The sequence below is a fragment of the Variovorax sp. dw_954 genome (genome assembly GCF_018449755.1).
Lineage (GTDB): Bacteria > Pseudomonadota > Gammaproteobacteria > Burkholderiales > Burkholderiaceae_C > Variovorax.
In genome coordinates, this window is the sequence record NZ_JAAVVD010000038.1 from 19,973 (window position 1) to 46,002 (window position 26,030).

A 26,030-nucleotide genomic window follows, 5' to 3' on the forward strand; every position below is an offset into this window, starting at 1 on the left:
GTCTCTTTCGTTTCAGGTGGAATTACGGCAATTCGTAGCCAGTCGTCTTGACCAGCTGCCTGTATCGCTCGACTTCACTTGCATAGAACTTCTCGCCAGCCTCGACGGTCATCGGCTCGAATACAGTCTTGGCCTGCAATTCAAGAGACGAACGGGCCTGTGGATCCTTGAGCGAGGCCGAAATGGCCGCGTTGAGGCGTTCCACAATCGGGCGGGGAGTTCCTTTCTTTACGACATAGGAAGTCCAGATCGTGAAATCAAAGGCCTTGAGTGCCTTGCTTTCTGCGCTTGATTGAACGGAGTTGAATGGAGCCGGCAGGCTCTTTCCAGACGAAAGCGCGCCAATGACACGCAAGCGTCCTTGTTTCGCGTAGTCAGCATAAATTGCCTGATATGGCATGAACGCAAAATCGAGTTGGCCGCCAATCAAATCCTGGATGAGCGGGGCGCCTCCCTTGTATGGCACATGGGTAATCTGGGCACCGGTTTTCTTGATGAACAACTCGCCAAGCAGGTTGTACAGCGTTCCTGCTCCTGGCGTTCCATAAGAAAGTGGTGCGTCTTTTCTTGCCTTCGCCAAATCCACCAACTCATCGAGCGAGTGAGCCGGTAAATCCGATCTGACTACCACAATCAGTGGTGACACGGCCACAGGTGCGACCCATTGGAAATCTTCCGGTTTGTAGCGCGTGCTCTTATTGACAAGCGTCGGCAGGATGAGCTCGCTCGGCGAGCCTTGGAAAAGGTAATAGCCGTCCGCGGCTGCGGCAAGCACCTTGTTGGCAGCAATCGCGCCGCTGGCGCCGCCAAGATTTTCAACAATGACCTGACCATCCAGGTCCTTGGCGATCGGCCCGCTCAAGGCGCGCGCCGTGAAATCGCTGGCGGCTCCAGCCGCATAGGGAACCATCATCGAAACGACTCTCGACGGATAGCGGCTCTCCGCCATCGATACCGAGCCGAAAAATGTCATTAGCGCTGCTGCGCAGAGCCATCGAGTGAGCCTGTTCATCGGGGATCCTCAGTCACAAAAAGTAGTGCGACGGATGCTACGAACCCCGTGAATTGGCGTCCAATGTATTATTTTTCTCATTATCATGAGTTGTGCTTATGATCCTGCCGCATGAACCTTCAACAGCTCAACCATCTGCTGGCGCTGGCCGACACCGGGTCATTCAGTCGTGCATCCGAGAAAGTGCACGTGACGCAGCCCGCTCTCAGTCGAAGCATTCAGATGCTGGAGCAGGAACTTGGCCTTCCGCTGGTCGACCGCATCGGCAAGCGAAACGAACTGACTCCGTTTGGCGCAATGGTGGTCGCGCGTGCCAAGCGCATTTCGATGGAAGCTCACGAGCTGAAGCGCACTGCCGCGCTTCTCGTCGAAGGGTATGCGGGCTTGGTACGACTTGGGCTGGGGGGCGCCTCCAGTGCGCTTTTTTCAGCGCCCCTTCTCACGAAGATGCTGACCGACTATCCCAAGGTCAGCTTGCAGATTCGCAGTGGCGCTGCAGATTTGCAGCTGGCTGCGCTTCGTGCCCGTGCAATTGACGCAGTTGTATTGACTTATCGTGCGGTTGTGCCGCGCGGTGATCTACACATTGAACTCCTGCCCACGATGCGCTCTGGATTTGTCTGTCGAAGTGGTCATCCGCTGGTCAGGCCAGATGGTCTTGCAATTTCGTTCGATGAAATCACGCGCTACCCGATAATTTCGACAAATGTCAGTGACGACGTGGCTCGAATTCTCGTCGAGCGCTACGGTCCGAGCGCAAACCCGCAAAAATGGCTTCACATTTCATCGGACGAAATCGGCGCATTGATCGAGGCCGTGCAAAATAGCGATGCGATATTTCTGGGCGTCATAGGAGCTGCACGCGCGCTCCTGGAAAAGAAAGAAGTCGTGGAGATCAAACTAAATCCAGACGCCGGCTTGGGCGTTCAACTGGCTTTCATTACGCTGGAAGGGCGCACAGAGGCGCCGGCACTCAAGGTGGTTCGCGATATTTGCCTTGAACTCGCGAAGATTGATCCGGCGACCTGAGTCATTTGTCAGTATCCAGGCTCTGAGAACGGCGCGCTCACAATTAGTCGCGGAGATCAGCCCCTTTTGCCCAGGGAATCTCTTGGACTTCCGCGACACAGATTGCGAGCGCCCCCAGCAAAGATTGCCGCAAGCCCCGTCGCTAATTCGCTGCGACCGGCTTGACGCAGGCCTGTGCGCTGGCAGCCACGCAAGTGCCCGTGCAGACCGCCTTGCCATCGCGACCGACCGACGCCGCGCCTTGCGGTGAGCCCGAGCAATACAGGACACCTTCGGCATCCGCAACGCAAACGCCCGGACCGCACGCGGCCACTCCATAGCGATCCACTGCGATACCCCCACCGGGCCTTGAGCAGACCACATCGCCGAGGCGATCCGACAGGCAGCTGGCGTTGGGCTGCGGGCATACCATGCGCCCGTCGCGGTCGGGCGTGCAGTTCGCGGTCTGGGCTGCCACAGCCGTGCTGAACAGGAACAAGATGGCAGCAATATATGACTCCACGCCCGCCTGCATCAGCAGGCCGATGACCTGGCCGAGATGGAGGCGTCCTTCACTCGAGCCGTTGGCGGCCTCGAGGATGGCTTCTTGTGTCGCAAGGTCCATGGGTTCTTCGGTTGATGAATGGAACAGGTGGGTTGTCTCCGCTCAAGCGTCGGCCCGCGATGCGCGATTCGGATACCAGGTGGTGAACTTGATGGCGCCGTAGAGCGCCAGAATGGTCGCGACGATGCTGGCGCGCATGGGCACGTCCGGCCGATAGAGCATCACGAGGTCTGCGGCTACGAGGACGACGAAGGCCAGGGCCCACACTGTCGAGATCACATCGTTGGTCTTCAGGAACGCAGGCGTGTTCCAGTACTCCAGTGGCACCTGCTCCCGGGCGTACTGAAGCGTGAAAGGCCGCCTCACCACCAGGGACGCCACGACGATCAGCAGCAGGCCGCAGTCCACCCTGAGCCGCACGCCGACGACCGACCAGTCAGGCGACGCCAGCGCGGCGTAGACGGCCAACCCGCCGAACAGGACCAGCGAGCCTAGTTCCAGCATCCGGGGAGATCGACGCTTGCCGACCAGATCTCGCGCGATCAATGCCGCCGACACCAACGCGCCGGCCAGCAAGCCAGCCGTGGATCCGATCAGCCGGTCCACCAGTGCGAAGGCGATGAACGGCGCGAACGACAGAACGATGCCCATGATCGATTTCTCCCAGGAACTGGAAAGGTTTCAGACCTGCGAAGCGCGGACGGCCAAACGCCCGCACGCTTATTTATCCACTGGAAAGATTGTGGTACTCTGGTCTTCCGGTGTCAATATTCCTTTCGATAGCGATGCGGTGCGCGTGGTTTTCGCGTGCTGCAGCCAGAACTTCAAATCCTTCTGCATCTTGACCAAGCCCAGTACGCCACGGCGCAACAACTACCACCATGGATCGCTGGTTCCCGCGCTGATGGAAGCATCGGAGGCCGTGTTGCGGCGCGACGGGCTGGCCTGCTTCACGGTGCGCGGCGTTGCCCGGGAAGCAGGCGTGTCGCACACGGCGTTCAAGCATCACTTCGGGGACATGGTCGGGCTGTGCAGCGAACTGGGCGCGCGCGGTCATTTGAGGCTCGCGGCGTGCATGGAAGCCAGTGCCCAGGGGCACGAATCCGGAAGGCCGCGCCGCCAGGCCATCGCGCGTGGCTACATCTCGTTCAGCGTGGACAACCCCGACCTTTTTCGATTGATGTCGCGCCAGGACATGCTCGACTTCAATCGGCCTGCCCTGGCAGAGGCGGTGGGCATTTCGGCACGCGCACTGGCAGGCGTCTTTGGCAAGCCCTCATCGGTGCCCGGCGCACCGTTGCGTCCGTTCGGGCAGCTCGAAGCGCAACAAGTCATCGCCATGGCGAGCGGATGGAGCCTGGTCCATGGCCTGTCGATGTTGTTGATCGACGGAAGGCTCACCAGTCTGGCGCTTGCGGCCGATTCGATCCGGGAGCCCATGGCGCTGGTGGAGGCCGTCATCACCAGCATGGAGATGATTTTTCACAAGCCACCGAGTGGGGCGTGATTCCCGAGTGCATGCGTGTACGCGCTCGTTGTGCAAGGGCACGCCTGATCACTGTTTCGACGCGAGCGAGCTGGTGACGGGTTCAACAGGGGCGCTTGCGGAATTCGGGGTGCGCCGCGAGTTGCGCGTCGCGGGCACTGGGATGGATGTCGGTATGGCGAGAAGGGCGCGAACGCGTCGCCGCGTCCGCGCCCCCTCAGTTCAGAACACGTAGCGGTACTTCACCGTGCCCGAGTTCGACCGGAAGCCGCCGGCGAACTCGCCGCCGTAGGACAGTGTCAGTTCCTGGCCGTGGCCCAACAGCAGGGTGGCGCCCAGCTCCACGCGGCCGCGCCGCTCGGGGATGCTGGAATTCACCTGGAAGGGCTGCATGCCGGGCGCAGCAGCCCAGCCTTCGAGGCGCGCCTGGCCGCTGGCCTGGCTCTCCTTCGACAGCGTGGCGCCGATGGCGGCGTAGCCGCGCACCTCCATCCCGCCGAGCTTCATGTCGGGCGTGCCGATCTCCAGCATGGGCGAGGCCGCGAAGAAGTTCTGCCCGCCGCCGGAGGCCTGCAGGTCCAGCGCGCCAGCGCCGGTTTCGCGGTTATCGCTGGTCTGCACGCGCACCGCATGCAGGTCCAGGTAGGGCCGCAGGTAGAAGCCGTCCATCGGCATGGCGTAGGCGATGCGCCCATGCACCCCGGCGTGCCACATATGGAAATCGCCCTTGGCTTGCGCCACGGTCTGCGCGAAGGCGATGTGGCGCGTGCTGTTGTAGCTGCCGTAGCCCAGGTCGGCCGAGCCCGAGAAGGTCCACGGCCCGGTCTGGTACTTGAGCACCCCGGCCACCGAGCCGCTGGAGCCGTCGACGCTCTGGTCGACTCCGTTGGCATGCAGCCGGGTGTTGTCGTAAGACACCGCGCCGCCGGCGAACCATCCTTCGGCGATGCGGCGCTGCGCGCCGGCTTGCAGCGCGGAGTTCGACATCCCGAAGCCCGCTTCGTCGGCGGTGCCGTCGCGGCTGGTCCTGCTCTCGGTGACGCGCGCCCAGTTGCAGTCGGCCTCGGGCGCGAGTTCGCCCATGTCCCCGCGGCCCGCGCAATGCGCTGTGTTCATGCGCTCGGCCAGCGTCACGCTGCTGGCCACGCGCGTGATGTTGGCGCTTTGCAGGAGCTCGCCCGAGAGGTTGTCGAGGGCGTTGGAGTAGGCCGGCAGCGAGCCCAGCGTGGCGAGCTGGGCGTACACGGCCCCCTGCGCCGGAGTCGTGCCGCCGCCGAAGCCCGCGTCGAGGTGCATCGCCAGCGCGCTGCGGTTGGCGCCCAGGCCGCCCTGCACGGCCGCCGAGCCGAGCTTGGAGTACGGCGTCACGCTCAGCGTGGCGCCGCCGGCATCCGGCTTGGACAGGCTACCAGCCGGCGCGGCGCCGGTGTTGCCGCTGACGGTCGTGGCGTAGCCGAACAGCAGGTTGCCACCGCCGTCCTGCACGCGCAGTGCCGGGTCGGTCGTCAGTCCACCGCTGGCGCTGAGCACGTTGAAGCTCGTGGGCGAAAGCGTCGTCGGATGCAGCAGCACCGTGCCGGCCAGGCTGGCGCTGCCGTCGACCACGAGGCTGTCGTTGCGCCGCCCGACCGTGTCCACGTCGATCACGGTCCGGCCGCTGGCGGTCTGCTGCAACTGGCCATGCACGTTGGTCTGGGCCATGCGGGCACCGCCCACCGTCAGCGTGCCGGCGTTGCTCAGCAGGCCGCCCGCGCCCAGGTCGACGGTGTCGCCTGCGTTGAAGGTCGCGCCCGGCATGTTGGAAAAGGCGCTGTTCCCCTTGGGCAGCTTGATCGAGCCGCTGAAGGTGCTGTTCGTGTCGTTGATGAGGTTGGCTGGCTGGTTGCCGGCCAGCGCCACGCCGTTGCCTTCGTTGGCGACGATCACCCCCGAGTTCTTGATCGTGTTGGTTCCGGCGCCGTCCACGAAGATCGCGATGCCCGTCGGATCCGAGGTCTCGATCGCGCTTGTGCTGTCCAGGCTGATCGTGGTGTCGTTGACGCCGTTGCCGCGGCTTTGCACGTACACCCCGTACGACTGCGGTCCGTTGACATTGATCGACGCGCCGTTGGTCAATGCGACGTTGATGGCGCCGGTGCAGGCACTGCCGCTGCACCCCGCATAAGGGGACGCTCCTGCGAATGTCACGCCGGTGCCATCGCTGGAGCCCATCACGCCGCCACCGCCGCCGAAGGCCTGCGCCCACACGCCGTGCGCTCGCGCGGCGTAGGTCGTGATGTCCGCTCCGTTGAGGTTCACGTTCACGTTGCCACCCTGTCCCGAGGTGCTCACCGGCGTCGACTGGATCGTGCTGCCCGGCGTGAACTGCGACAGTGCGCCGAACAGGCCGCCACCGCCGCCGATGCTCTGCGCGAACAGGGCCGTGGCACCGTCTCCGCTGGTGTTGACATTGGCCGACTGGAGGTTGAGCGCCACGGCGCCGCCGTTGCCCTGGTGCGCGCCCGCGCCGAACAGCGTCGCCAGCGCCCCCGGTGTGTTGGAGGCGCCGGCCACCAGGCCGCCGCCGCCGCCGATGCTCTGCACGACGACACCGTGCGCGTCCTGGCCCCCGGTGCTGATGAGGGCCGATTTGTTGGCGCTGCCCAGATTCACGGTAACGGCGCCGCCGTTGCCGCTGGCGCCGTCTCCACCGCCCAGCGTCAGGGGCAGGGTCAGCGTGCCCGGCAGCGTGCCCGTGGTGCCGTCGCTGACTTGCAGCGAGCCGCCGCCACCGCCGATGCTCTGCGCCAGCACACCCACGCTGCCCTGGCCCTGGGTTTCCAGCAGGGCCAGGCCGCTGCCAGTCTGCGCACTGTTGACCGTGACCGCGCCGCCATCGCTGGCTTTGCCTCCGCGCCCGCCCAGGCTCAGCTGCATCGAGCCGATGCTGGCGGTGACGGCATTGCTGCTCAGAACTGTGGCGGTGCCGCCGCCGCCGCCGACGCTCTGCGCGACCATGCCGCTCGCATAGCTGCCCTGCGTTTGCACGGCGCCTTCGTTGTCCAGCGTCACCGCACCGCCGGCGCCGCTGGCGCCGCCGCTGCCGCCCACCACGACCGACAGGTTGGCGAGCGCGCCGCCGGTATTGCCCTGGATGCCGGCGTCGCCACCGCCGCCGCCGATGCTCTGGCCGACCATGCCGTGGGCCATGATGCCGGAGGTGATGATCGACGCGCCGGCCGCGTTGGTCGCCGTGACCGTGCCGGCGGCACCGCCATTGGCACCGTTCGCGCCCAGTGCCAGCGAAGCGTTCCCGGTGGAGTTCTGGCCGACCGTCCCCGAGAAGGTGGTGGCGCCGCCGACCCCGCCGCCGCCGCCGATGCTCTGCACCATGATGCCGTCGGCGCGCGATCCCGCGGTGAGGATGTTGCCGGCGTTGCTCGCGCCGGCCGTGCCGCCGCTGCCCCCACCGCCGCCCTTGCCGCCGACCGTCAGCCCCAGCTGGATGCCCTTGGCGATGCCGCTGTCGTTGTCGTCGCCGGTCGCGGCCACCGAGAGCGTGCCATCGCTGCTGCTGTCGCCGCCGACCCCGAGCGCCTTCTGCACCTCCTTGACGTTGTTGACGTCGGCAAGGATGCCGTCTCCGACCTTGAACACCTTGTCCGCGATCGGGGTCACGCCCTTGCCGACGCCCAGGCCGTTGGTGACGCTGCTCAACAGCGCCGCGGCCGCCTGTCCCGGCGTTGCCGCGGTGCCGGCGGTCGACGAGCCCTTGCCTGCCAGCCCGCCGCCACCGCCCACGCTCTGCACCAGGATGCCGTCCGAGTCGGCGCCGTTGGTGACGATCGTGCCCTTGTTGGTCACCATGGCGCTGCCGCCGTTGCCGCCGGCACCCGCACTGCCGCCCACCGTCACGGCCACCGACAGGTCCTGCCCGTTGGCGACTGCCGCGCCGCCGCCGGAGGCCCCGCCGCCACCGCCGATGCTCTGCGCCAGGATGCCGCGCGAGCCGTCGCCGCGGGTCCCGACGCCGGCGTTGTTGACCACCGTGACCGCGCCGCCGGCGCTGCCGCTGCCGCCCTGACCGCCGACCGACACGCCGACCGACACGCCACGGGAGTCGGTGCCCGTGCCCAGCGCCGAGGAATCGCCCGCGCCGCCGATGCCGCCGCCGCCGCCGACGCTCTGGGCCACGATCGCGTGGCTCGAGCCGCCCATCGTCATCACCAGGCCGTTGTTGTTCACGTTCACGGCGCCGCCGGTGCCGCTGCCGCCGCCGTTGCCGCCCGCGCCGACGGCGACCGAGACCGTCGCGCCGTCGCCATAGGCATAGGACAGGGCCGACGAATCCCCGCCGGTGCCGCCGCCGCCGGCAATGTTCTGCGCAAGCACGCCGATCGCGCCTTCACCGGCCGTCGACACGAAGCCGCCGTTGTTCAGCGCCACCGTGCTCTGGCTCTGGTTGCCGCCCGCGCCGCCGGAGCCGCCGACCGCCACGTCGATCGCCACTGTCGGCAGGTCCGGCACCAGGCCGACCGCCACGGCCACGTCGGTCGTGGCTCCGCCATGGCCGCCGCCGCCCGCGATGCTTTGCGCGGACAGGCCGTAGGCGTCGTTGCCGTAGGTGGTGACCTGCTGCGTGTTATTCAGGTTGACGTTGCCGCCGCTGCCGCCGCCGCTGCCCTGGCCGCCCACCGCCACGCCGATGTTCAGCACGTTCGCCGAGGCAGCGAAGGTAGCCCCGCCGATGCCGCCGCCGCCGCCGATGCTTTGCACCAGGACGCCGCCCGCGCGCGAGCCGAAGGTGGTCACCAGGCCAGCGTTGTTCACGTCCACCTGGCCGCCGGCCCCGCCATTGCTGCCGCCCTTGCCGTCGCCGCCGATCACGAGATGGACCGGCGCCGTGCCCGCCGACACGGCGTTGCCGCCGTGCCCGCCCGCGCCGCCCACGCTCTGCGCCACGATGCCGGCCGCCTGGTTGCCGCGCGTGATCACCGTGTCGTTCATCGCCGCCGTGCTCGCGTCTCCCGCGACCTGGCCGACCCGCACCGCGCCGCCGTTGCCGCCGCCGCCGCCGTTGCCGCCGATCGCCACGGAAACACCGATGCCCACGGTCAGTGCGTTGCCCGCGCTGCCGCCGCCGCCGCCGATGCTTTGCGCCACGACGCCCGCAGAGCCCGAGCCCGCGGTCTGGATGGTGCCCCCGTTGCCGCCTACCGTGACGGTGCCGCCGGTGGCACCGTTGTGCGCGGCACCCCCTTGCGAGAAGAAAAGGCTGGCTGCCTCGCCGCCGCCCCCGCCGGCACCGCCCACGCTTTGTGCCAGCACGCCGTGCGCGGTCGAACCCGTGGTCGATACCGAACCGTCGATCAGCGCAGTGGCCGAACCGCCCGTGCCGCCGAAGCCGGCTCCGCCGCCCTTGGCGCCGAGCACCGCCGAGGCATTGCCGCCTGCGCCGCCCACGCCGCCATTGGAGCGCGCCAGCACGCCGGCCGTCGCGTTGGCGCTCTGGGAGGGGGTGTCGGCCGCGGTCGTGGCGACGCTGCCGCCGCTCTGAATCTGCACATTGGCGGCACCACCGGCGCCGCCGTTGCCGCCGTTGCCGGCCACGGCGCTGGACCCGCCGCCGGCCGCGGCGCCTGCACCGCCGTCGCCGCCGGCCGAGATGGCGGCGACGGCAGTCGCCACCGCGCCCGGGGCTCCGCTGACGCTCGCCGGGCCGATGTTCGCGTTGGCCGCGCCGCCGCCGCCGCCCGCGCCCCCGTTGCCGCCGCTGGTTCCGGTCGCCTGGCCGGTGCCACCCGCGCCGCCCCGGCCGCCGTTGGCGTAGACCAGCGCGCCCTCCAGCCCGCCGCTCACCTGCGCATTGCCCTGGATCGTGGCGGTGGCGGTGCCGGCCTGGCCGCCTGTTCCCCCGCCGCCGCCGTTGCCTCCCGAACTCGTGCCGCTGCCGTTGCCGTAACCCCCGGCGGCCCCGTCGCCCCCGTTGCTGTTCACCATGACGCCGGCCTCGGCACCGCTGACGCGGGCCCCCGTCACCACCACCGTCGGCGTACCGCCGTTGCCGCCGTTGCCGCCGTTCCCCCCGATGGCTTCCGGGGCGCCCTGTGCATAGCCGCCAGCGCCGCCGCTGCCGCCCGTGGCACCCACGTCCACGCCGTTCTGCCCGCTGCCCGTGGCCGTCACGTTGCCGGTGATCGTCACGTTCACCGTGGACGACCCGCCGCCCTGGCCCCCGTTGCTTCCGTCGGCCTGTGTGCCGCCGTTGTCGTTGGGGCCCTGCCCGCCCTGTCCGCCCTGCGAGCGAACGTACACGCCGGTGGCCGAGGTCGTGATCGCACCGCTCGCGCTCAGCGTGACCGCGCCGCCGCCACCGCCTGCGCCCGCATAGGGCGCGAAGAAGTCCGGCTGGCCATCGGTGCCGCCGGCCCCGTTGCCCCCGACGGAGATCGCCTCGATCCCGCTGGTCGCCACGTCCGTGCTGGAAGCGCTGGCAGCGGTGTTGATCTGCAGCGTGCCGCCCGCACCGCCCGTGCCGCCCGTGCCCGACTGGCCGGTCAGCGTGTCATGGCCCCCGGCGCCGCCGCCCCCGCCGCCCTGGCTAAGGAAACGCTGCAGGCCGCCGTCGTAGGCGCCGGTCGTGCTCACGTTGCTGCCGGTCGTCACCGTGATCGCGCCGCCGGCCCCGCCCGTGCCGCCGTTCTTGCCGTGTCCGTCCAGGCCGGAGGTGGCGGCTCCGCCGGCGCCGCCGATCAGCCGGAAGTCGATGGCCCCGTAGCTACCGTCGGAGGCGGTGTAGGTCTGCGTGTCGGTGAAATTGCGGTTGATCGAACTCGGCGTCGGATTGCCGCCGCCCTGGCCGCTGTGGTCCTTGTTCTGGCCCCCGGTGGAGCCCGTCGCATTGATCACGCAGTTCTGGCCGTTGGTCGGGCTGCAGGGCGTGCCGTCATCGGCGAGGGCCGGAGCGCTGAACGACAGCATCAGCACCGGGGCAGCCAGCGCCGTCAGCGCGCATTCGAGGGCCAGGGCCAGGCGCGTGCGCCGCGGCTGCAGGGCAGAGGTGTGGGTGCGGGCAAGAGTGTTCATGGCTGTAAGGGAGCTGTGGGTTGAGGGGGGTCTTGGGGTTCGCCGAGGCGCGTCGAGACATGCCGGGGCCCGCGCCAGGAGGCCGTCAGCGATTCGTCAGGGGTGGGGCGCTGCGCCCCACGGGAAGGTCGTGCGCACGGCCTGGACCGGCAGAAGTGGCAGAGCAGGTTCGGCTCTGTCGCCCGCTGCCGCCGGTCCGGCCGACCGGGCATCAGCGCAAGCGCTGCTTGAGCTCTTCGCTGGCCTGGTGCAACGCCGCCCGGGTGGTCGGCAAGTCGGCCAGCGCATTGAGCAGGCCGAAGTCGTGGATCGTCCCGTTGTAGCGGGTCGCGACCACGGTCACACCGGCTGCGTCCAGCTTGCGCGCATAGGCCTCGCCCTCGTCACGCAGCACGTCCATCTCGGCCGTCTGGATCAGCGTCGGCGGCAGGCCCTTCAACTGCTCGGGCGTGGCCAGCAGCGGCGAGGCGTGGATGTCCTGGCGCTGCTTTGGGTCGACGGTGTAGGCGTCCCAGAACCACTTCATCATGTCCTTTGACAGGAAGTGGCCGTTCGCGAATTCGTCATAGGACGCGTTCTCGAAATTCGCGTTGGTGACCGGCCAGAACAGCACCTCCGCACGCAGCGCGGGCGTGCCTTTGTCCTTGGCCATTTGCGCGACCACCGTGGCCATGTTGCCGCCCACGCTGTTGCCCGCGATGGCCAGTCGCTTGCCGTCCACGTTGATCTGCGCGCCGTTCTCGGCCACCCACTTCGTTGCCGCGTAGATCTCGTTGATGGCCACCGGGTAGCGCGCCTCGGGCGAGGGCGTGTAGTTCACGAAGATCGCCGCCGTTCCGGAGTCGGCCACCAGGTCACGCACGAAGCGCTCGTGCGTCGGGAAGTCGCCCAGGATCCAGCCGCCGCCGTGGACGAAGATGAAGCCCGGCAGCACGCCCTTGGCACCGGCCGGACGCACAATATCGAGCACGATCTGCGTGCCGTCGACGGTGATGGTCTTCTGGCTGACATCGGCAGGGGGCAGCTTGGCGCCCTTTTGCGCGCCCACGAGCACCTGGCGCGCATCGGCCGGCGACAAGGTCTCGATCGGTTGGCCGCCGCCCTTGGCCAGCGTGTCGAGGAAGGCCTGGACGTTGCGCTCGACGCCGGGGCTGCCGGCGGCCAGGGACAGGGTCGAGGCCAGGGCCAGGACGGAAGCGGTGAGGAGTCTGCGTGTGAACTTCATGATGTCGATCCTTGGTTGAAGACGTATGAAAGAGCCGCTTGGCAGACTGAACTTTAGGACTGGGATCAGTACTGAAGGTGACGAATAGTGCTGAAAACTTGATAAGGAGTACTGCATTGGCCGACGCATGCACCGACCGCCTGCAAGCGCTGCTGAACCACTTCCCGGTCCGCGCGCGCATGTTTCATTCGGGCGCCCTGTGCGGCATCACGGATTTCTCCGCGCCGGGCGAGGGCGGCCAGATCCACCTGGTCAGGCGGGGGACGATGGAGGTGATCCATCCGGGGCGCGCCACGCTTCAGGTGAGCGTTCCCAGCCTGCTGCTCTATCCGCGACCCGTGCCCCGCCGTTTTGTCACCGACGCCGAGTCAGGCGCCGACCTGGCCTGTGCGGAGCTTCACTTCGATGGCGGTGCCGCGAACCCGGTCGTAGCGGCGTTGCCGGATGTCATCTGCCTGCCGCTGGAGAGCATCGACGGCGCCGGCCAGGTGCTGACGCTGCTGTTCGACGAAGCCTTCGGCGAGAACTGCGGCCGGCATGCGCTGATCGACCGGCTCTTCGAGGTCGTGCTGATCCAGGTGCTGCGGCACCTGATGGAAACGGGCCAGATCGGCGGCGGCATGCTGGCCGGCCTGTCGCATCCCAGGCTTCGCAAGGCGATGGTCGCGATGCATGAGCAGCCAGGGCGGGAGTGGTCGCTGGAGGCGTTGGCCGACTTCGCGGGAATGTCTCGCAGCGTGCTGGCCGGGACCTTCCGCGACGTTGTCGGCTGCACCCCTGGCACCTACTTGCAAGGGTGGCGCGTCAAGCTGGCGCAGCAGGCGCTGCGGCAAGGCCGGCAGTTGAAGATGATCGCGATCGAGGTCGGCTACGGCAGCGAAGCGGCGCTGTCACGGGCGTTCAAGTCGCAGTGCGGCATGACGCCGCGGGAATGGCGGCAGACGCGGGGCGACGACTGATACGACTTCGCAATCAAACGCATAACTGCGTTGGACCGCCTTGCCGTGCTACAGCACTGTCTGCGGCGCTCCGCCTTGTTCTGCGCTTGATTGCAAAGTCGTATGAAGCCGGACGCCCGGCGGCCAGGCCACCGGGCGGCCCTGAGCGGAGCGGCGAAAGCTCAGAAGGCGTGAAGATTTCGTAGCGAGGGCGCCTGCCGGGAGGCCGGTTCGCGTAGCGGAACCGTACTCAAGTACGGTGACAACGAAGTTGCGGCGAGGCTGACAACTGCGCGAAGCGCTTGTCATGCCGGAGCCAACACCGCAGGCCCGAGATCGGTGGCCGCAGTAGAAATATTCACACCTTCGGTCCGATCGGCAGCGGCGGGAAGCCATGCTCGGCCTCGAAGGCCGCCGCGATCCTGAGCAGCTTCGCCTCCTGCGAGTGCGCGGCGACGAGCTGCACGCCGATCGGCAGGCCGGCGGACGAAAGGCCGCAGGGGATCGAGATCGCGGGATGCCGCGAGGCGTTGAAGATGGCCGTGAGGAAAGGCTCCGGCGTCTTCGCCTCGACCGGCTCGGGCAGGCTCTGGATGGTCGGGCAGACCAGGGCGTCGTAGCCGTCGAGCAGCAGGTTCAGCGCCACGCCGAAACGGCGCCGGTCCTGCTCGGCCTCGCTGTAGGCGACGACGTCGAAATCGTTCTCCCGGCAACTGGCCAGCAGGTCGGGGTCCATCAACGGCAGGCGCGCCGGCGGCAGCGCGCGCAGCAGCCCCGCCTGCATGACACAGCGCAGCACGAAGTAAGAACGGCTGCCCAACGCGTACAGCGCCGGGTCGATGGCGATCTCGTCAACCTGGGCGCCGAGCGCGCGGAACACCTCGACGGCCTTGTGCGCTGCCATCGCGACTTCCGGATCGACGGCGACGCCGGAGCCCAGATCCGGCGACCACGCCAAGCGCAGCCCCTTCACGCCGCCCGCGAGCGCATCGAGGTAGTCGCCCTCGTGCGGCGGCAGGCCGTACCAGTCACGCGGATCCGGTCGGGCGATCACGTTCATCATCAGCGCGCAGTCCCGCACCGTCCGCGTGATCGGCCCGATGTTGGAGTTGGTGCCGAAGCGCGAGGGCGGATAGTCCGCCACCCTGCCGTGGGTCGGCTTCAGCCCGACCAGCCCGCAGCGGCTGGCTGGCACGCGGATGGAGCCGCCGCCATCGCTGGCCAGTGCGAGCACGCCAAGGCCGGCCGCCGTGGCCGCCGCCGCGCCGCCGCTGGAGCCGCCCGGCGTGAAGCCCGGATTCCACGGGTTGCGGGTGATGCCGAACAAGGGGCTGTCGGTCATCACCTTCCAGGCGAACTCCGGCATCGTCGTCTTGCCGATCAGCACGGCACCGGCTTCGCGCAGCCGCGCGGTGCCGGGCGCGTCCTCCTCCCACGCCTGCTGCGGATTGACGGTGCGCGAGCCCGACAGGGTGGGCCAGCCCTTCGTGAGGATGTTGTCCTTGACCGTCGCGGGCACGCCGTCGAGGGCGCCGATTGGCGCACCGCGGCCCCAGCGCTCCTGCGAGCGCCGCGCCTGCAGGAGCGCGCCGTCCTCGTCCAGGTGCTGGAACGCGTTCAGCGTCGGGTTGAACGCCGCGATGGCATCGAAGGTGGCGCGGCAGACCTCGACCGGCGAAAACCGCGCCGTGCGATAGCCTTCGATCAGTTCCGTTGCGGGCAGCCTGAGCAGATCGTTGTTCATGCCGGATTTCCTTGGGGTTGCAATGCGTCGATGATCGGGGCCGCGACCGCCGGCTGCATCGTCATAACTGGCGAACGGCCCGGCAGGCGGTGCCGGTGCGGGACCGCAGCCGCGATCGAATCCTTTGGAGATTCTCTGTGCCGAGGCTCTCGATGGGCAGCCAACCTGCGGAAAAGGGGAGTTGGCTTCGGGGTTCAGTCCGGAAAGCGCTCGACATGCGTCTCGCCCCGGCGGCCGAGATAGGTGACATGGCGTCCTGCGATCCAGACCGTGTACCCGATGCATCCCGCGCGCTGCGAGAGAAGCTTGAATTCGGGGTACATCACCCGACCCTGTTGCGCCCCCAGGATGGCGGCGCGCACCCCGTCACCGTCGAACATATCTCCGATGAGCTGCTGTGGCCGCTCAAAACCAAGATCGAGCGTGGCGCCATCGGGCAGGTAGCAGGTCGTCCGACCGGACCGGTAGTCGACGTGGTACGCCTCGACTTCGACACTCATCAGTCGGCCGATCACTTCGCCGAAGTGGATACGGCCCTCATTTGACGCCTCGAAGGTGGCCTCGATGACGGCGTGGGTGGTTTCGTTCATGGTGTTTCCTGACCCGGAATGAAATGCCTGCGATCAGTCAGGCGGCGGGGATGTTCTTGAGCTGATGGCGTTGCACCAGTGCCTGCATGGCATTCATCAAGGCTTGGCGCTCCCCGGCATCGAGATGGCCGAAGAAGTGGTCATCGTTGGCGTCTGCCAACCCGGCCAGCCGTGGAACCAGCTTCCTGCCTGATGCGGTCAGCACCAGGGATTGATCCCGGGTGCTCTCGCTGGCGTACTGCCGCTGCGCCAAGCCCTTCTCTTCAAGACGAGTGACCACCTTGGAAGCGGCGCCCTTGGTCATGCCCAGGGTCTGGATCAGTTCGGCATGGCTGGCCTCGTCCCTGGCCCACAAGGTGCGAAGTGCCACCCATTCGGTGACGGTCACGCCCTCGGCCTCGAGCAATTGCTGAAAGCGAGTGGAAACATGGTTGGATACGTAGCGCAGCCAGAAGCCCAGATGCGCTTCCAGTGGCGATGGTGAGGGTCTGCTTGTCTTTGTCTTCATATGGTTTCCCTGGAAACTTGTTGGTAGTTTAGTTTCCAAAGAAACCTTCGTCAACACAGTCGCCAGGCGCATGCCAGCCCGGTCCAAAGGCTCTTGTAGCGTGCCTTGACGCTTGATCAGACTCCGCCGATAGTGACGCCGCGCGCAGAGCACGGGCCGCCAAACGGTGCGAGGATGCGCAAGAAGCAACCCCGCCCCGGGATGCGCTTGCGGGGCAGGAGACGCTTGGCGTCATGGAGAAATATTGATATGTCAGGTTTCCAGGTCGATGAAGTCGTCGCGGCGCTGCAAGGCGTGCGGCGCGAATGGCGCGAGGGGCAGCAGCGCAACCAGACCGGCGGCGAGCGCGAGCTGCCGTCGCGCGAGGTGGTGGAGCAGGTCGTGGAGGCGCTCACCGGCGTATTGTTTCCGATGCGGCTCGGCCCGACCGACCTGCGCCAGGAGAGCGAAGACTTCTACGTCGCGCACACGCTCGACAACGCGCTGCACAACCTGCACGTGCAAGCCACGCTGGAGCTGCGCCACGAGCGCCGCCACACGCAAGCCGAACTGGCCGGCCTGAACGCCGATGCGCAGCAGCGCGTGCGCGAATTTGCCGCGGCCTTGCCGGGCATCCGCAAGATGCTCGACACCGACGTGATGGCCGCCTTCCATGGCGACCCGGCCGCGCGCAGCGTCGACGAGGTGCTGCTGTGCTACCCCGGCGTACTGGCGATGATTCATCACCGCCTCGCGCACCAGCTCTACAAGCTCGGCCTGACGCTGCTCGCGCGCATCGTGGCAGAGCGGGCGCATGCGCACACCGGTATCGACATCCATCCCGGCGCGCAGATCGGCGTCGGCTTCTTCATCGACCACGGCACCGGCGTGGTGATCGGCGAGACTGCCGTGCTCGGCGAGCGCGTGCGGCTCTACCAGAACGTGACGCTCGGCGCCAAGCGCTTTCCGACCGACGCCGACGGGCATCTCAAGAAGGGCCTGCCGCGCCATCCGGTGCTGGAGGATGACGTGGTGATCTATGCCGGCGCCACCATCCTCGGCCGCGTCACCATCGGCAAAGGCGCCACCGTGGGCGGCAATGTCTGGGTCACGCAGGACGTGCCGCCGGGCTGCAGCGTCACGCAGGCGCTCGCGCGCGAACTGGCGCGCGATCCCACGGCTGCACCCGGCGTGACCTCAGCAGAGTAGCGGCATCTGGCAGATACTGCGGCGCTGATGGCCGCGTGCCACCGATGGCTTTCCTGACCGAAGGAGTCCCATGACCACTGCGTTCAACCCCGCCAGCCTGCTGGCCGTCGACCCGGCCACCGACCATGTGCGCGGTCCCACCTCGGCCCGCGTCACGCTGGTCGAGTACGGCGACTTCGAATGCCCGTCGTGCCGCCAGGCGCACTCGGCGCTGAAGATCGTGCTGGACCATTTCGGCAACGACCTGCGCTTCGTGTTCCGCCACTTTCCGCTGCGCGAGGTGCATCCGCATGCGGAACTCGCCGCCGAGGCCGCCGAGGCCGCAGGGGCACAGCACAAGTTCTGGCAGTTCCACGACCTGCTGTTCGCGCACCAGCTCCAGCTCGACGACAAGCACGTGCGGCAATACGCGCAGCAGGCCGGGCTCGACATGGCGCGCTTTGCCAACGAGATGAGCGACCACGTCTACCGGCAGCGCGTGCAGGAGCAGATCGAGAGCGGTCGCCGGCTGGGCGTGCGTTCGACGCCGAGCTTCTATGTCAACGGCGCGTTCTGCGACGTGTCCTTCGGGCTCGACCACCTGCACAAGGTGATCGACAAGGCATTGGCCCAGTCGGGGCAGTAGGTTTTTCTTCCACCCGTCCACACGGAGATTCCATGAGCACTTTCAAGATCGGCGTTGTCATCGGCAGCCTGCGCAAGGATTCGTTCAATCGCAAGCTGGCGCTGGCGCTGGCGGCGCTGGCGCCCGACGGATTCGTCTTCGAGCATTTGCAGATCGACGACCTCCCGCTCTACAACCAGGACCAGGACGGCAACCAGGCCGAGTCGGTCAAGCGCTTCAAGACGGAGATCGTGTCCTGCCAGGGCCTGCTGTTCGTCACGCCGGAATACAACCGCTCGATTCCCGGCGTGCTGAAGAACGCCATCGACAACGCCTCGCGGCCCTACGGCCAGAGCGCCTGGGCCGGCAAGCCGGCGGGCGTCGTCGGCATCTCCGTTGGCGCCATCGGCACCGCGATGGCGCAGCAGCACCTGCGCAACGTGCTGGCCTACCTCGACGTGCCCACCATGGGCCAGCCCGAGGCTTTCGTGCAGGCCAAGGAAGGCCTGTTCGACGACAAGGGCCACATCGGCATCGAGAGCACGCAGAAGTTCCTGCAGGGGTGGATGGACAAGTACGTGGCGTGGATCAAGACGCATAACGCGTGACGCTCGCGCCTCCCCGCGCGCTGCTGCCCCGGTGCGCGCGGGAAGGCGGCCTTCACGCTCCGACCGGTATGCGTCGCGGCTTGGCGTGTTCGGCCTTTGGAATCCGCAAGGTCAGGACGCCCTGCGCCAGCTTCGCCGTGACTCGGGCGGCATCCAGTTCCTTGCTCAGCGTGAAGCTGCGGTGGAACCGGCCCAGTGCGACTTCGCTGTGCGTGGATTGCAGGCCCTCGGGCAAGCCGAGGTCGATCTCGCCTTCGATGGTGAGGATGTCGGACTCCGCCTGCAGGTGCAGCCTGTCCTTCGAGACGCCGGGCAGGTCCGCATACAGCGTGATGCCTGTTGCGTCCTCGATCACGTCGACCGGCGGCGTGAGCGTATCGTCGCGATAGGGCGCCTGGGCCTTGCGCATGGCATCGGTAGCGGGATCTTGCGTGGTGAGTTTGTTGTTCATGACTCGTCTCCTTACTGGATGGTGATGCGGCGCGCCACGGTCGATTCACGACGCTGCACGGTCACGTGCAGCACGCCGTCGCGGTATGTCGCGCTCATGGACTCGGGGTCGGCGTCGTCGGGCAGCGTCAGCGCGCGGCGGAAGGCGCCTTCGAATCGTTCGTCGATGTGCGTGGTCGATTTGTCGCTCGCGGAGTCGGGCATTTCGGCAGTGCGTTCGCCGGCGATAGTCAGCAGGCCACGGTCCAGCGTGACTTCGATGGCCGCAGGGTCGAGGCCCGGCGCAAAGGCGTAGATCTCGACGGCGCGTTTCGTGCTTCCCACGTTGAGGGCGGGGAAGCCACGGCCCAATCCGCGGATGGTGGGGGACAGGTCGAACGCCTGCTGCATGTCGCGTTGCAGGCGATCGATCTCGGCGAACATGTCGCGCGGGAAAAAGGATCGATACATGGCGAGAACCTCCAATCAGGATTGAGCGGAGCGCCGGAGACGCCTCCGGCGCTTCCATGGAGCGAGGTAGGAGCGCCAGCGAGCTTTTCAAGATCCCGCGGCGGCATGTCTTTTCCGTCACCGGAGGAGGGTGTCAGACCCTGCCTGGATCGCCGCCGGACGACGTTGACGGGGCCGGCGTGCGGGGCCACCATTGCGCCTTCGTCGCCACTGCGCGACCCGGTGGCCGGCTCTTCGAACCGCGATCAAATCTTAAAGGGGTCACATGGCTGAAAGCGACAAGGTGTTCGCGGGGTCGATCCCGAAGTTCTACGACACGCTGATGGTTCCGCTGATCTTCGCGGCCTATGCGGACGACATGGCGGCGCGAGTCGCCGCCTTCTCGCCCGGCGCGGTGCTTGAGACGGCAGCCGGCAGCGGCGTGGTCGCGCGGGCGCTGGCGCCACGGCTGGGCGCCGGTGTGCGCTACGTGGTGACGGATCTCAACCTGCCCATGCTCGACTACGGCGCCACCCGACAAGGTGCGGACAGCCGCATCGAATGGCGGCAGGCGGACGCTCTCCACCTGCCGTTTGAAGATGCCTCGTTCGATGTCGTCTGCTGCCAGTTCGGCGCGATGTTCTTTCCGGACCGGGCGGCCGGCTATGGCGAGGCGCGCCGCGTGCTGAAGCCGGGCGGGCGCCTTGTCTTCAGCGTCTGGGACCGCATCGAGGAGAACGCCTTTGCCGACGATGTCACGAACGCCGTCGCCACCGTGTTTCCGGTCGACCCTCCGCGATTCCTCGCCCGCACGCCGCACGGCTATCACGACATTGCGCTGATCCGCGAGGACCTCGGCCGCGCGGGGTTCACCGACATCGTCATCGAGACGCGCGCGGAGACAAGCCGCTCGGCCTCGGCACGCGACGTCGCCACAGCCTATTGCCACGGAACGCCGCTGCGCAACGAGATCGAGGCGCGCGACGCCAGCTTGCTCCCACTCGCCACCGATCGTGCGACGGAGGCCATCGCCATCCGCCATGGCGAAGGCCCGGTGGCCGGCAAGATCCAGGCGCATGTGATCGTGGCCTCGGGATAGCGAAGGGGGCAACCCGCCAAGGCCAGGTTCCCCCTTGCCGTGGGCTTTCAGCATGGCAAGTGGAGCACCCGCAGCACCGAGGACGAGGCGCCCTACAGCGACCGCATCAACCCACCGTCGACACGAATGCTCTGCCCCGTGATGTACGCAGCTTCGTCGGAGGCAAGGAACGCGATGGTGCCAGCGACCTCGTCGCTGGTGCCGTAGCGTTGCATCGGCACGCTCTGGCGCCGGTCTTCCTTCTCGGGCAGGCTGTCGATCCAGCCCGGCAGCACATTGTTCATGCGCACGTTGCTGGCCGCGTACTGGTCCGCGAAGAGCTTGGTGAACGCGGCAACCCCGGCCCTGAAGACGGCCGATGTCGGAAACAACGCGCTCGGTTCCAGCACCCACGCCGAGGAGATATTGATGATGGCGCCGCCGCCCTTCTGGCGTTCCATCACGGGCGTGACGAGGCGCGTGGCCCGGATCACGTTGAGCAGGTAGAAGTCCATGCCGGTTTGCCACTGCTCGTCGGTCAACTCCAGCAGAGGTCCCTTCGGCCCGTGGCCCGCGCCGTTCACGAGCACATCGATACGGCCCCAGCGCTCCAGCGTCATGTCGACCAGGCGGCGCAGATCCTCGTTCGATTGGTTCGACCCCGTCACGCCGATGCCACCCAGTTCCTTGCCCAGCGCTTCGCCCTTGCCGGACGAGGACATGACGGTCACTGCGAACCCCTTTTCCGACAGCTTGCGCGCGGCTGCCGCGCCCATGCCGCTTCCGCCTCCGACCACGACAGCAACTTTCTCCGACATCGATTTCTCCTTCAGGAATTCAAAGTTCAGACAACCAGCGCCGGGTCGACCAGGCGCACGCGATGGTCCACGTAGTAGCCGCCGTACTCGGTGTACCGGAGGAACACGCTGCAGCACACGCTGCACAGATATACGTCGCTGCGGTTGGCGGGGAACCATGCGACGGCAATGGGTGCGCGGGCGGAGTCGTACCGCGTCCCATCCGGGTGGAATTCCTCGAAGGTGGGCTCGTCGACACCCGGCGGGCGCAGCGTTCCGACCTGCTCAATCCCCGTGGGCCAGCGATCGTCCGTGATGCTTTCCCACGATGGTTGCTGCAAGGCCGTGCAGCGGCAACCGAGGGCCTTGGCCTCCATCCTCTGGGCACTCAGTTCGCGCAATTGCGCGGCGTCGATCATGGTTTGCTGGCTCCATTGGAATTCAACCGAGGGGCGATTGTGACGCGCAAGCGGCACCCAGGTCGTACCCTGGCCTGGCCGATTGCGAGATCGCTACGACGTGCGCAATCGAGTTGCGCGAGCGACTGATCCCCAATGGATGGGAGGCGCCATTCACGGGCTCTCGCTAACCTGCCGGGGGGAGCAACGTTCGACTCAAAGGAATATGCGATGCGCTGTTTCGTGATTCGAGGCTTCGGCAAGAAGAAGGACTCCGAGGGTCAGGTCATCGACTTCGAGCGGGTCCACCGTGACCTGATTGCCGAGGCGATCAAGGAATGCAACCTCATGGGAGACACCACCGCGGAGGTACTCGACGCGGGCAGCATTCACGAGGACATGTTCCAGCTCATCCTTCAGGCTGACATCGTCATATGCGACATCACCGTGCACAACGCCAACGTGTTCTACGAGCTCGGCGTTCGCCATGCGTTGCGAAAGAAGCACACGGTGCTGATCAAGGGAAACCCATCCGCGGACGTGACGCCATTCGACATCGCGGGTGGGCGGTATATGCCGTACCCGGTGGCCAACCCGGGCGCGGCGCTGGGTGATCTCGTAGCCGCCATACGAGCCGGTCTTGCCGGCGCGCGCGAGACTGACAGCCCGATCTTCCTCACGCTGCCCAAGCTGCCCGAAGCCGACGTGAGCAGTGTCGACGTGCTGCACTTGAGTTTCATCGAGGAGGTCCAACTCGCGGCGGCGCGGTCCGACAAGGGCTGGCTGCGTTTGCTGGCCGATGATGTGATGGGCGAGCGCTTCGAACGACAAGGTCTCAAGGCCATCGGCCGGGCTCAGTGGAAAAATGCGAAGGACTACGAGGCGGCGATTGCAACCTGGGAGATCGTGCGCGGGGCCGCTCCATACGATCTTGACGCCAACCTCGCGCTTGCCAACTTGTACGAACGCCAATTCAAGCAGACAGGCGAGGCGACGCTGCTCGAACGCTCCAACCTAGCGATCGAGCGCGTGCTCGCTCGCAAGCCCCTGCCGCCCACCGATCGTGCGGAGGCACTTGCGCTCAAGGGGCGCAACCTGAAGACGCTCTGGCGCCTGGCGTTCAGCAAACTGGACACGCCGGAGCAACGTCGCGCGAGGGCGATCGACGTGAAGGCCAAGCTGTCCTATGAAGCCTATCGGGACGCCTACAAGACCGATCTCAACAGTTTCTTCCCCGGAATCGCGGCGTTCCAGATGGGGTGCATCCTGCAATCGCTCGCCCAAAGCCCGGGCTTCGCGAACCTGTTCACCCATGACAGGCAGCGTGCCGCCAAGCAATACGTGGGAGTCCTGAAGCGTGATCTGGCCACGCTGCAGCATGTGGTGCGCGCGTCGATCGAACGGGCATTCACCGATGGCAACGATGATGATCGTGTCTGGGCCGCCATCAGTGCCGCAGACCTGGTGTTCCTGACAGAGCCCTTGAGCGTGCTGCAAGCAGATCCCGCTATTGCAGCGGAAGCCTATCGAAACGCCGTTCCACTCGGGAGCTTCTACTGGGACGCCGCGAAGGGCCAATTGGAACTGTTCGCCCAGCTCGGCATCCGTGCAGACGTGGCGCAAGCCGTGATCACGGCCCTCGACGGTCCTGCGGCGGGCGTGCAATCGGGCAGGCGCCATCTTGTCGTGTTCAGCGGCCATACCGTGGACAAGGCAAATGCACCGAAGCCGCGCTTTCCCTCTGCCGCACAGCAAAGAGCCCGCAGCCTCATCGAAGACGCACTGCGTGGAATGAAGCGCGAAGACGAGCGCATCACCATGCTCGCATCGGCGGCGCCCGGGGCCGACATCCTCGCGCTGGAGAGCTGCAAGCCGCTTGGCATCGAAACCTGGCTGTGCCTGCCGATGTCGCGCAACGCCGTCGCGGACGAGGTGTTCAAGCAGTATGAGGATGACTGGCGCAACCGCTTCTTCGATCTTGTCGATGCGCAGTCGCAAGAGCGCACCTACCTCATGCACAGCGCGGCTGGTCTGCCCCGTTGGCTGAGTGCACGCGGCATGACACCCTGGTCGCGCGGCAATCGATGGATGTTGCGCCAGGCGCAGGCCTGGGGCGCCGACCGGGTCACATTGCTCGCCCTCTGGGATCGGAACGAACTCGATCCGTCCACAGACGGCACGGCGGAAATGGTGCGGCTCGCCCGCAAGGCAGGGATGTTCCTCGAAATCATCGACTGCGGCCAACTTGCTGGACCCGCCGCTTGACTCCTGGCCGGAGAACCCTGTGACTCAGTACGGTCAGCTGAATTTCAGCACCCCGTCCGCGACCTTCCCGAAGCGCATCGCCACCATGTCCGTCAAGTAGTTCTGGTTCAGCTTCCACGGCCTGGTCGTGCCCTGCTTGGGCAACTGGTCCGCGGCACGCTGGAAGTAGCCAGACGAAAAGTCGACCCACGGCTGCAGCGGCGTATCGGGCCCGAGTTCCGGCACGAGGCATTGCCGCGCGCCGGTCTTGCGCATGTGATTCAACAGCCGGCAGACGTACTGCGCGGTCAGGTCGGCCTTCAGGGTCCACGAGGCATTGGTGTAGCCGAAGGTGTTGGCCAGGTTCGGCACGCCGGTGTACATGAGACCCTTGTAGTTGACCGTGCGCGCCGGTTCGACGCGCTGGCCGTCGACGTACAACGCGGCATTGCCGAGCATCGCGAGCTTCAGCCCGGTGGCGCTGACGATGATGTCGGCGTCGAGCGAGGCGCCCGATTGCAGCTGGAGCCCACTTTCGGTGAACGATGCGATCTGGTCGGTGACGACCGACGCGCTGCCATTGTTCAGCGCCTTGAAGAAATCGCCGTCCGGCACCAGGCACAGGCGTTGTTCCCACGGGTTGTAGCGCGGTGTGAAGTGTGTGGCGATGTCGGCCTTGGGCCCCAGCGCCTGCCGCACGCCGCCGAGCAACAGTTGGCGCATGCGTTGCGGACTCTTCCTGCAGAGGCGAAAGACATACATGCCCATCAGCACGTTTTTCCATCGTGTCAGCTTGAGCGCCATCTTCAAGGGCAGTCGCTCGCGCAGTTTCGTGTTGATCGGGTCGACCGAGGGGCGCGAGACCATCCACGTCGGTGAGCGCTGCAGCATGGTCACGTGCGCGGCCTTCGCGGCGAGGGCCGGCACCAGCGTCACGGCGGTCGCGCCGCTGCCGATGACGACGACCTTCCTGCCGGCGTAGTCCAGGTCTTCCGGCCACTTCTGCGGATGCACCAACCGGCCGCCAAAGCGGTCCATGCCGGGGAACTCGGGCTGGTAGCCGCCGCCATAGTCGTAATAGCCGCTGCACATGAACAGGAAACCGCAACGCATGCTGACGGTGCTGCCGTCTTTCTCGCGCAGCATCTGTACTGTCCATTGCGCCTCCTGCGAAGACCAGTCGGCGCGCACCACCTTGTGGCCGAAGCGGATCTTGCCGTCGATGTCGTTGTCGCTCGCGGTCTCGCGCAGGTAATTGAGGATGGTCGGTCCTGCGGCGATGGCCTTCGGATCGGTCCAGGGGCGGAATGAATAGCCCAGCGTGTGCATGTCGGAGTCCGAGCGCACGCCGGGATAGCGGAACAGGTCCCAGGTGCCGCCGAGGTCGTTGCGTGCCTCGACGATGGCGTAGCTGCGGTCCGGGCAGAGCTTCTGCAGGTGGTAGGCGGCGCCGATGCCGGACAGTCCTGCGCCCACCACCAGCACGTCGACGAACTCATCGGTCATGCGGCGGAACCTCGCACCGGCGACACCGGCATGTGCGCGGTGCGCGGCAGGAATGTGGTCAAGGGCGTTCCCTCGCGTTGGCGGGCCAGCCATTCTTCAGGATCGAATTCGACACCGATCGGATTCGCGGCGAAGTGCGGGCCTTCCATGAAGGCGTTCGCATCCTCGTTGCTCGAATAGCAGTCGACCTGGAACTCCATCTGGTTCCCGTCCGGGTCGCCGTAGTACATCGACACCGTCACGCCGTGGTGGATGCACCAGTAGGGCAGGATGCCTTGCGCCTTGAGTTGAACGTAGTTCTCGAACAGGTCGTCGATGGACTGGTAGGTGTAGGCCACGTGGTCCACGCCGATGATGCCGGCGCGATTGGTCTCCGTGCCTTCGGGTTGCAGCACCGCCAGGTTGATGAAGGCGAAGCGGTGATGCTCGTCGTCGTAGGTCAGGAAGGCGATCGCCGGGTTCTTGTGCTGGACATGGGCATCGAAGACCTTGGCATACCAGTCGAGCATGGCCTCGAACCGGCGCGTGCGATAGACGACGTGAACGAACTTCTGCGGGCGGACGCGCGGCATGCTTTCTCCTGTGAC

At 66.7% G+C, this 26,030-nt stretch carries 22 protein-coding genes; 8 read left to right on the forward strand and 14 right to left on the reverse strand.

What is annotated here, in order from left to right; translation table 11 throughout:
* Window positions 1-22: 22 nt before the first annotated feature.
* Complete coding sequence (locus HB681_RS34955) at window positions 23-1,012, reverse strand: tripartite tricarboxylate transporter substrate binding protein (RefSeq protein WP_213959485.1); 990 nt, start codon at window positions 1,010-1,012, stop codon at window positions 23-25.
* 111 nt (window positions 1,013-1,123) lie between these two features.
* On the opposite strand from HB681_RS34955, the gene HB681_RS34960 reads away from it, so the two are divergent.
* Window positions 1,124-2,041, forward strand: a complete 918-nt coding sequence (locus HB681_RS34960) for a LysR family transcriptional regulator (RefSeq protein ID WP_213959486.1) — start codon at window positions 1,124-1,126, stop codon at window positions 2,039-2,041.
* 142 nt (window positions 2,042-2,183) lie between these two features.
* Here the strand turns inward: HB681_RS34960 and HB681_RS34965 are convergent, their stop codons facing one another.
* Together HB681_RS34965 and HB681_RS34970 are read right to left on the reverse strand one after the other, a co-directional pair.
* Window positions 2,184-2,645: a hypothetical protein gene (locus HB681_RS34965; RefSeq protein WP_213959487.1), complete on the reverse strand. Its 462-nt coding sequence runs from the start codon at window positions 2,643-2,645 to the stop codon at window positions 2,184-2,186.
* 42 nt (window positions 2,646-2,687) lie between these two features.
* Complete coding sequence (locus HB681_RS34970) at window positions 2,688-3,236, reverse strand: hypothetical protein (RefSeq protein ID WP_213959488.1); 549 nt, start codon at window positions 3,234-3,236, stop codon at window positions 2,688-2,690.
* Here HB681_RS34970 and HB681_RS34975 point away from each other — a divergent pair.
* Window positions 3,235-4,092, forward strand: coding sequence for a TetR/AcrR family transcriptional regulator (locus HB681_RS34975; RefSeq protein ID WP_213959489.1), 858 nt, complete (start codon window positions 3,235-3,237; stop codon window positions 4,090-4,092). The genes HB681_RS34970 and HB681_RS34975 overlap by 2 nt on opposite strands.
* Window positions 4,093-4,293: 201 nt before the next feature.
* Here the strand turns inward: HB681_RS34975 and HB681_RS34980 are convergent, their stop codons facing one another.
* Together HB681_RS34980 and HB681_RS34985 are read right to left on the reverse strand one after the other, a co-directional pair.
* On the reverse strand, window positions 4,294-11,136 hold the full coding sequence (locus tag HB681_RS34980) for an autotransporter outer membrane beta-barrel domain-containing protein (RefSeq protein ID WP_213959490.1): 6,843 nt from the start codon (window positions 11,134-11,136) through the stop codon (window positions 4,294-4,296).
* 211 nt (window positions 11,137-11,347) lie between these two features.
* Window positions 11,348-12,361, reverse strand: coding sequence for an alpha/beta hydrolase (locus HB681_RS34985; RefSeq protein WP_213959491.1), 1,014 nt, complete (start codon window positions 12,359-12,361; stop codon window positions 11,348-11,350).
* A 116-nt stretch (window positions 12,362-12,477) separates the two neighbouring features.
* Between HB681_RS34985 and HB681_RS34990 the strand changes: the two genes are divergently transcribed.
* Window positions 12,478-13,320, forward strand: coding sequence for an AraC family transcriptional regulator (locus HB681_RS34990; protein ID WP_213959492.1), 843 nt, complete (start codon window positions 12,478-12,480; stop codon window positions 13,318-13,320).
* Window positions 13,321-13,657: 337 nt separating this feature from the next.
* Here HB681_RS34990 and HB681_RS34995 read toward each other — a convergent pair whose 3' ends face one another.
* The 3 genes from HB681_RS34995 to HB681_RS35005 form a co-directional block, all read right to left on the reverse strand.
* Window positions 13,658-15,043 (reverse strand): amidase family protein, encoded by a 1,386-nt coding sequence (locus HB681_RS34995; RefSeq protein ID WP_213959493.1) that lies wholly within the window; start codon window positions 15,041-15,043, stop codon window positions 13,658-13,660.
* Window positions 15,044-15,237: 194 nt separating this feature from the next.
* Entirely contained in the window at window positions 15,238-15,633 is a 396-nt protein-coding gene (locus HB681_RS35000) for a DUF1398 family protein (RefSeq protein ID WP_213959494.1), read from the reverse strand.
* 37 nt (window positions 15,634-15,670) lie between these two features.
* A complete protein-coding gene (locus tag HB681_RS35005; RefSeq protein WP_256735225.1) occupies window positions 15,671-16,213 on the reverse strand; it encodes a MarR family winged helix-turn-helix transcriptional regulator in 543 nt (180 codons plus the stop codon).
* A 177-nt stretch (window positions 16,214-16,390) separates the two neighbouring features.
* Between HB681_RS35005 and epsC the strand changes: the two genes are divergently transcribed.
* From epsC to HB681_RS35020, 3 genes are all read left to right on the forward strand, one after another.
* The gene (epsC, locus tag HB681_RS35010) at window positions 16,391-17,329 is read left to right on the forward strand and encodes a serine O-acetyltransferase EpsC (RefSeq protein ID WP_213959495.1); all 939 of its coding nucleotides are present in this window, start codon (window positions 16,391-16,393) and stop codon (window positions 17,327-17,329) included.
* Between the two features lie 70 nt (window positions 17,330-17,399).
* On the forward strand, window positions 17,400-17,954 hold the full coding sequence (locus HB681_RS35015; protein ID WP_213959496.1) for a thioredoxin domain-containing protein: 555 nt from the start codon (window positions 17,400-17,402) through the stop codon (window positions 17,952-17,954).
* Window positions 17,955-17,986: 32 nt separating this feature from the next.
* Entirely contained in the window at window positions 17,987-18,541 is a 555-nt protein-coding gene (locus tag HB681_RS35020) for an NAD(P)H-dependent oxidoreductase (RefSeq protein WP_213959497.1), read from the forward strand.
* Between the two features lie 52 nt (window positions 18,542-18,593).
* On the opposite strand, the gene HB681_RS35025 is transcribed toward HB681_RS35020, so the two are convergent.
* Entirely contained in the window at window positions 18,594-18,950 is a 357-nt protein-coding gene (locus tag HB681_RS35025; protein WP_256354459.1) for an Hsp20/alpha crystallin family protein, read from the reverse strand.
* A 53-nt stretch (window positions 18,951-19,003) separates the two neighbouring features.
* Entirely contained in the window at window positions 19,004-19,441 is a 438-nt protein-coding gene (locus HB681_RS35030) for an Hsp20/alpha crystallin family protein (protein ID WP_213959499.1), read from the reverse strand.
* Between the two features lie 265 nt (window positions 19,442-19,706).
* Here HB681_RS35030 and HB681_RS35035 point away from each other — a divergent pair, with 265 nt between their 5' ends.
* The gene (locus tag HB681_RS35035) at window positions 19,707-20,519 is read left to right on the forward strand and encodes a methyltransferase domain-containing protein (RefSeq protein ID WP_213959500.1); all 813 of its coding nucleotides are present in this window, start codon (window positions 19,707-19,709) and stop codon (window positions 20,517-20,519) included.
* 92 nt (window positions 20,520-20,611) lie between these two features.
* Here HB681_RS35035 and HB681_RS35040 read toward each other — a convergent pair whose 3' ends face one another.
* Both HB681_RS35040 and HB681_RS35045 read right to left on the reverse strand, forming a co-directional pair.
* Complete coding sequence (locus HB681_RS35040; RefSeq protein ID WP_213959501.1) at window positions 20,612-21,316, reverse strand: SDR family oxidoreductase; 705 nt, start codon at window positions 21,314-21,316, stop codon at window positions 20,612-20,614.
* Window positions 21,317-21,342: 26 nt separating this feature from the next.
* Complete coding sequence (locus HB681_RS35045; protein WP_213959502.1) at window positions 21,343-21,714, reverse strand: hypothetical protein; 372 nt, start codon at window positions 21,712-21,714, stop codon at window positions 21,343-21,345.
* Between the two features lie 210 nt (window positions 21,715-21,924).
* Here HB681_RS35045 and HB681_RS35050 point away from each other — a divergent pair, with 210 nt between their 5' ends.
* On the forward strand, window positions 21,925-23,958 hold the full coding sequence (locus HB681_RS35050; RefSeq protein ID WP_213959503.1) for a tetratricopeptide repeat-containing protein: 2,034 nt from the start codon (window positions 21,925-21,927) through the stop codon (window positions 23,956-23,958).
* Between the two features lie 33 nt (window positions 23,959-23,991).
* Here HB681_RS35050 and HB681_RS35055 read toward each other — a convergent pair whose 3' ends face one another.
* Together HB681_RS35055 and HB681_RS35060 are read right to left on the reverse strand one after the other, a co-directional pair.
* Window positions 23,992-25,443 (reverse strand): NAD(P)/FAD-dependent oxidoreductase, encoded by a 1,452-nt coding sequence (locus tag HB681_RS35055; protein ID WP_213959504.1) that lies wholly within the window; start codon window positions 25,441-25,443, stop codon window positions 23,992-23,994.
* Window positions 25,440-26,015 (reverse strand): VOC family protein, encoded by a 576-nt coding sequence (locus HB681_RS35060; protein ID WP_213959505.1) that lies wholly within the window; start codon window positions 26,013-26,015, stop codon window positions 25,440-25,442. The genes HB681_RS35055 and HB681_RS35060 overlap by 4 nt, the downstream gene beginning before the upstream one ends.
* Between the last annotated feature and the right edge of the window lie 15 nt (window positions 26,016-26,030).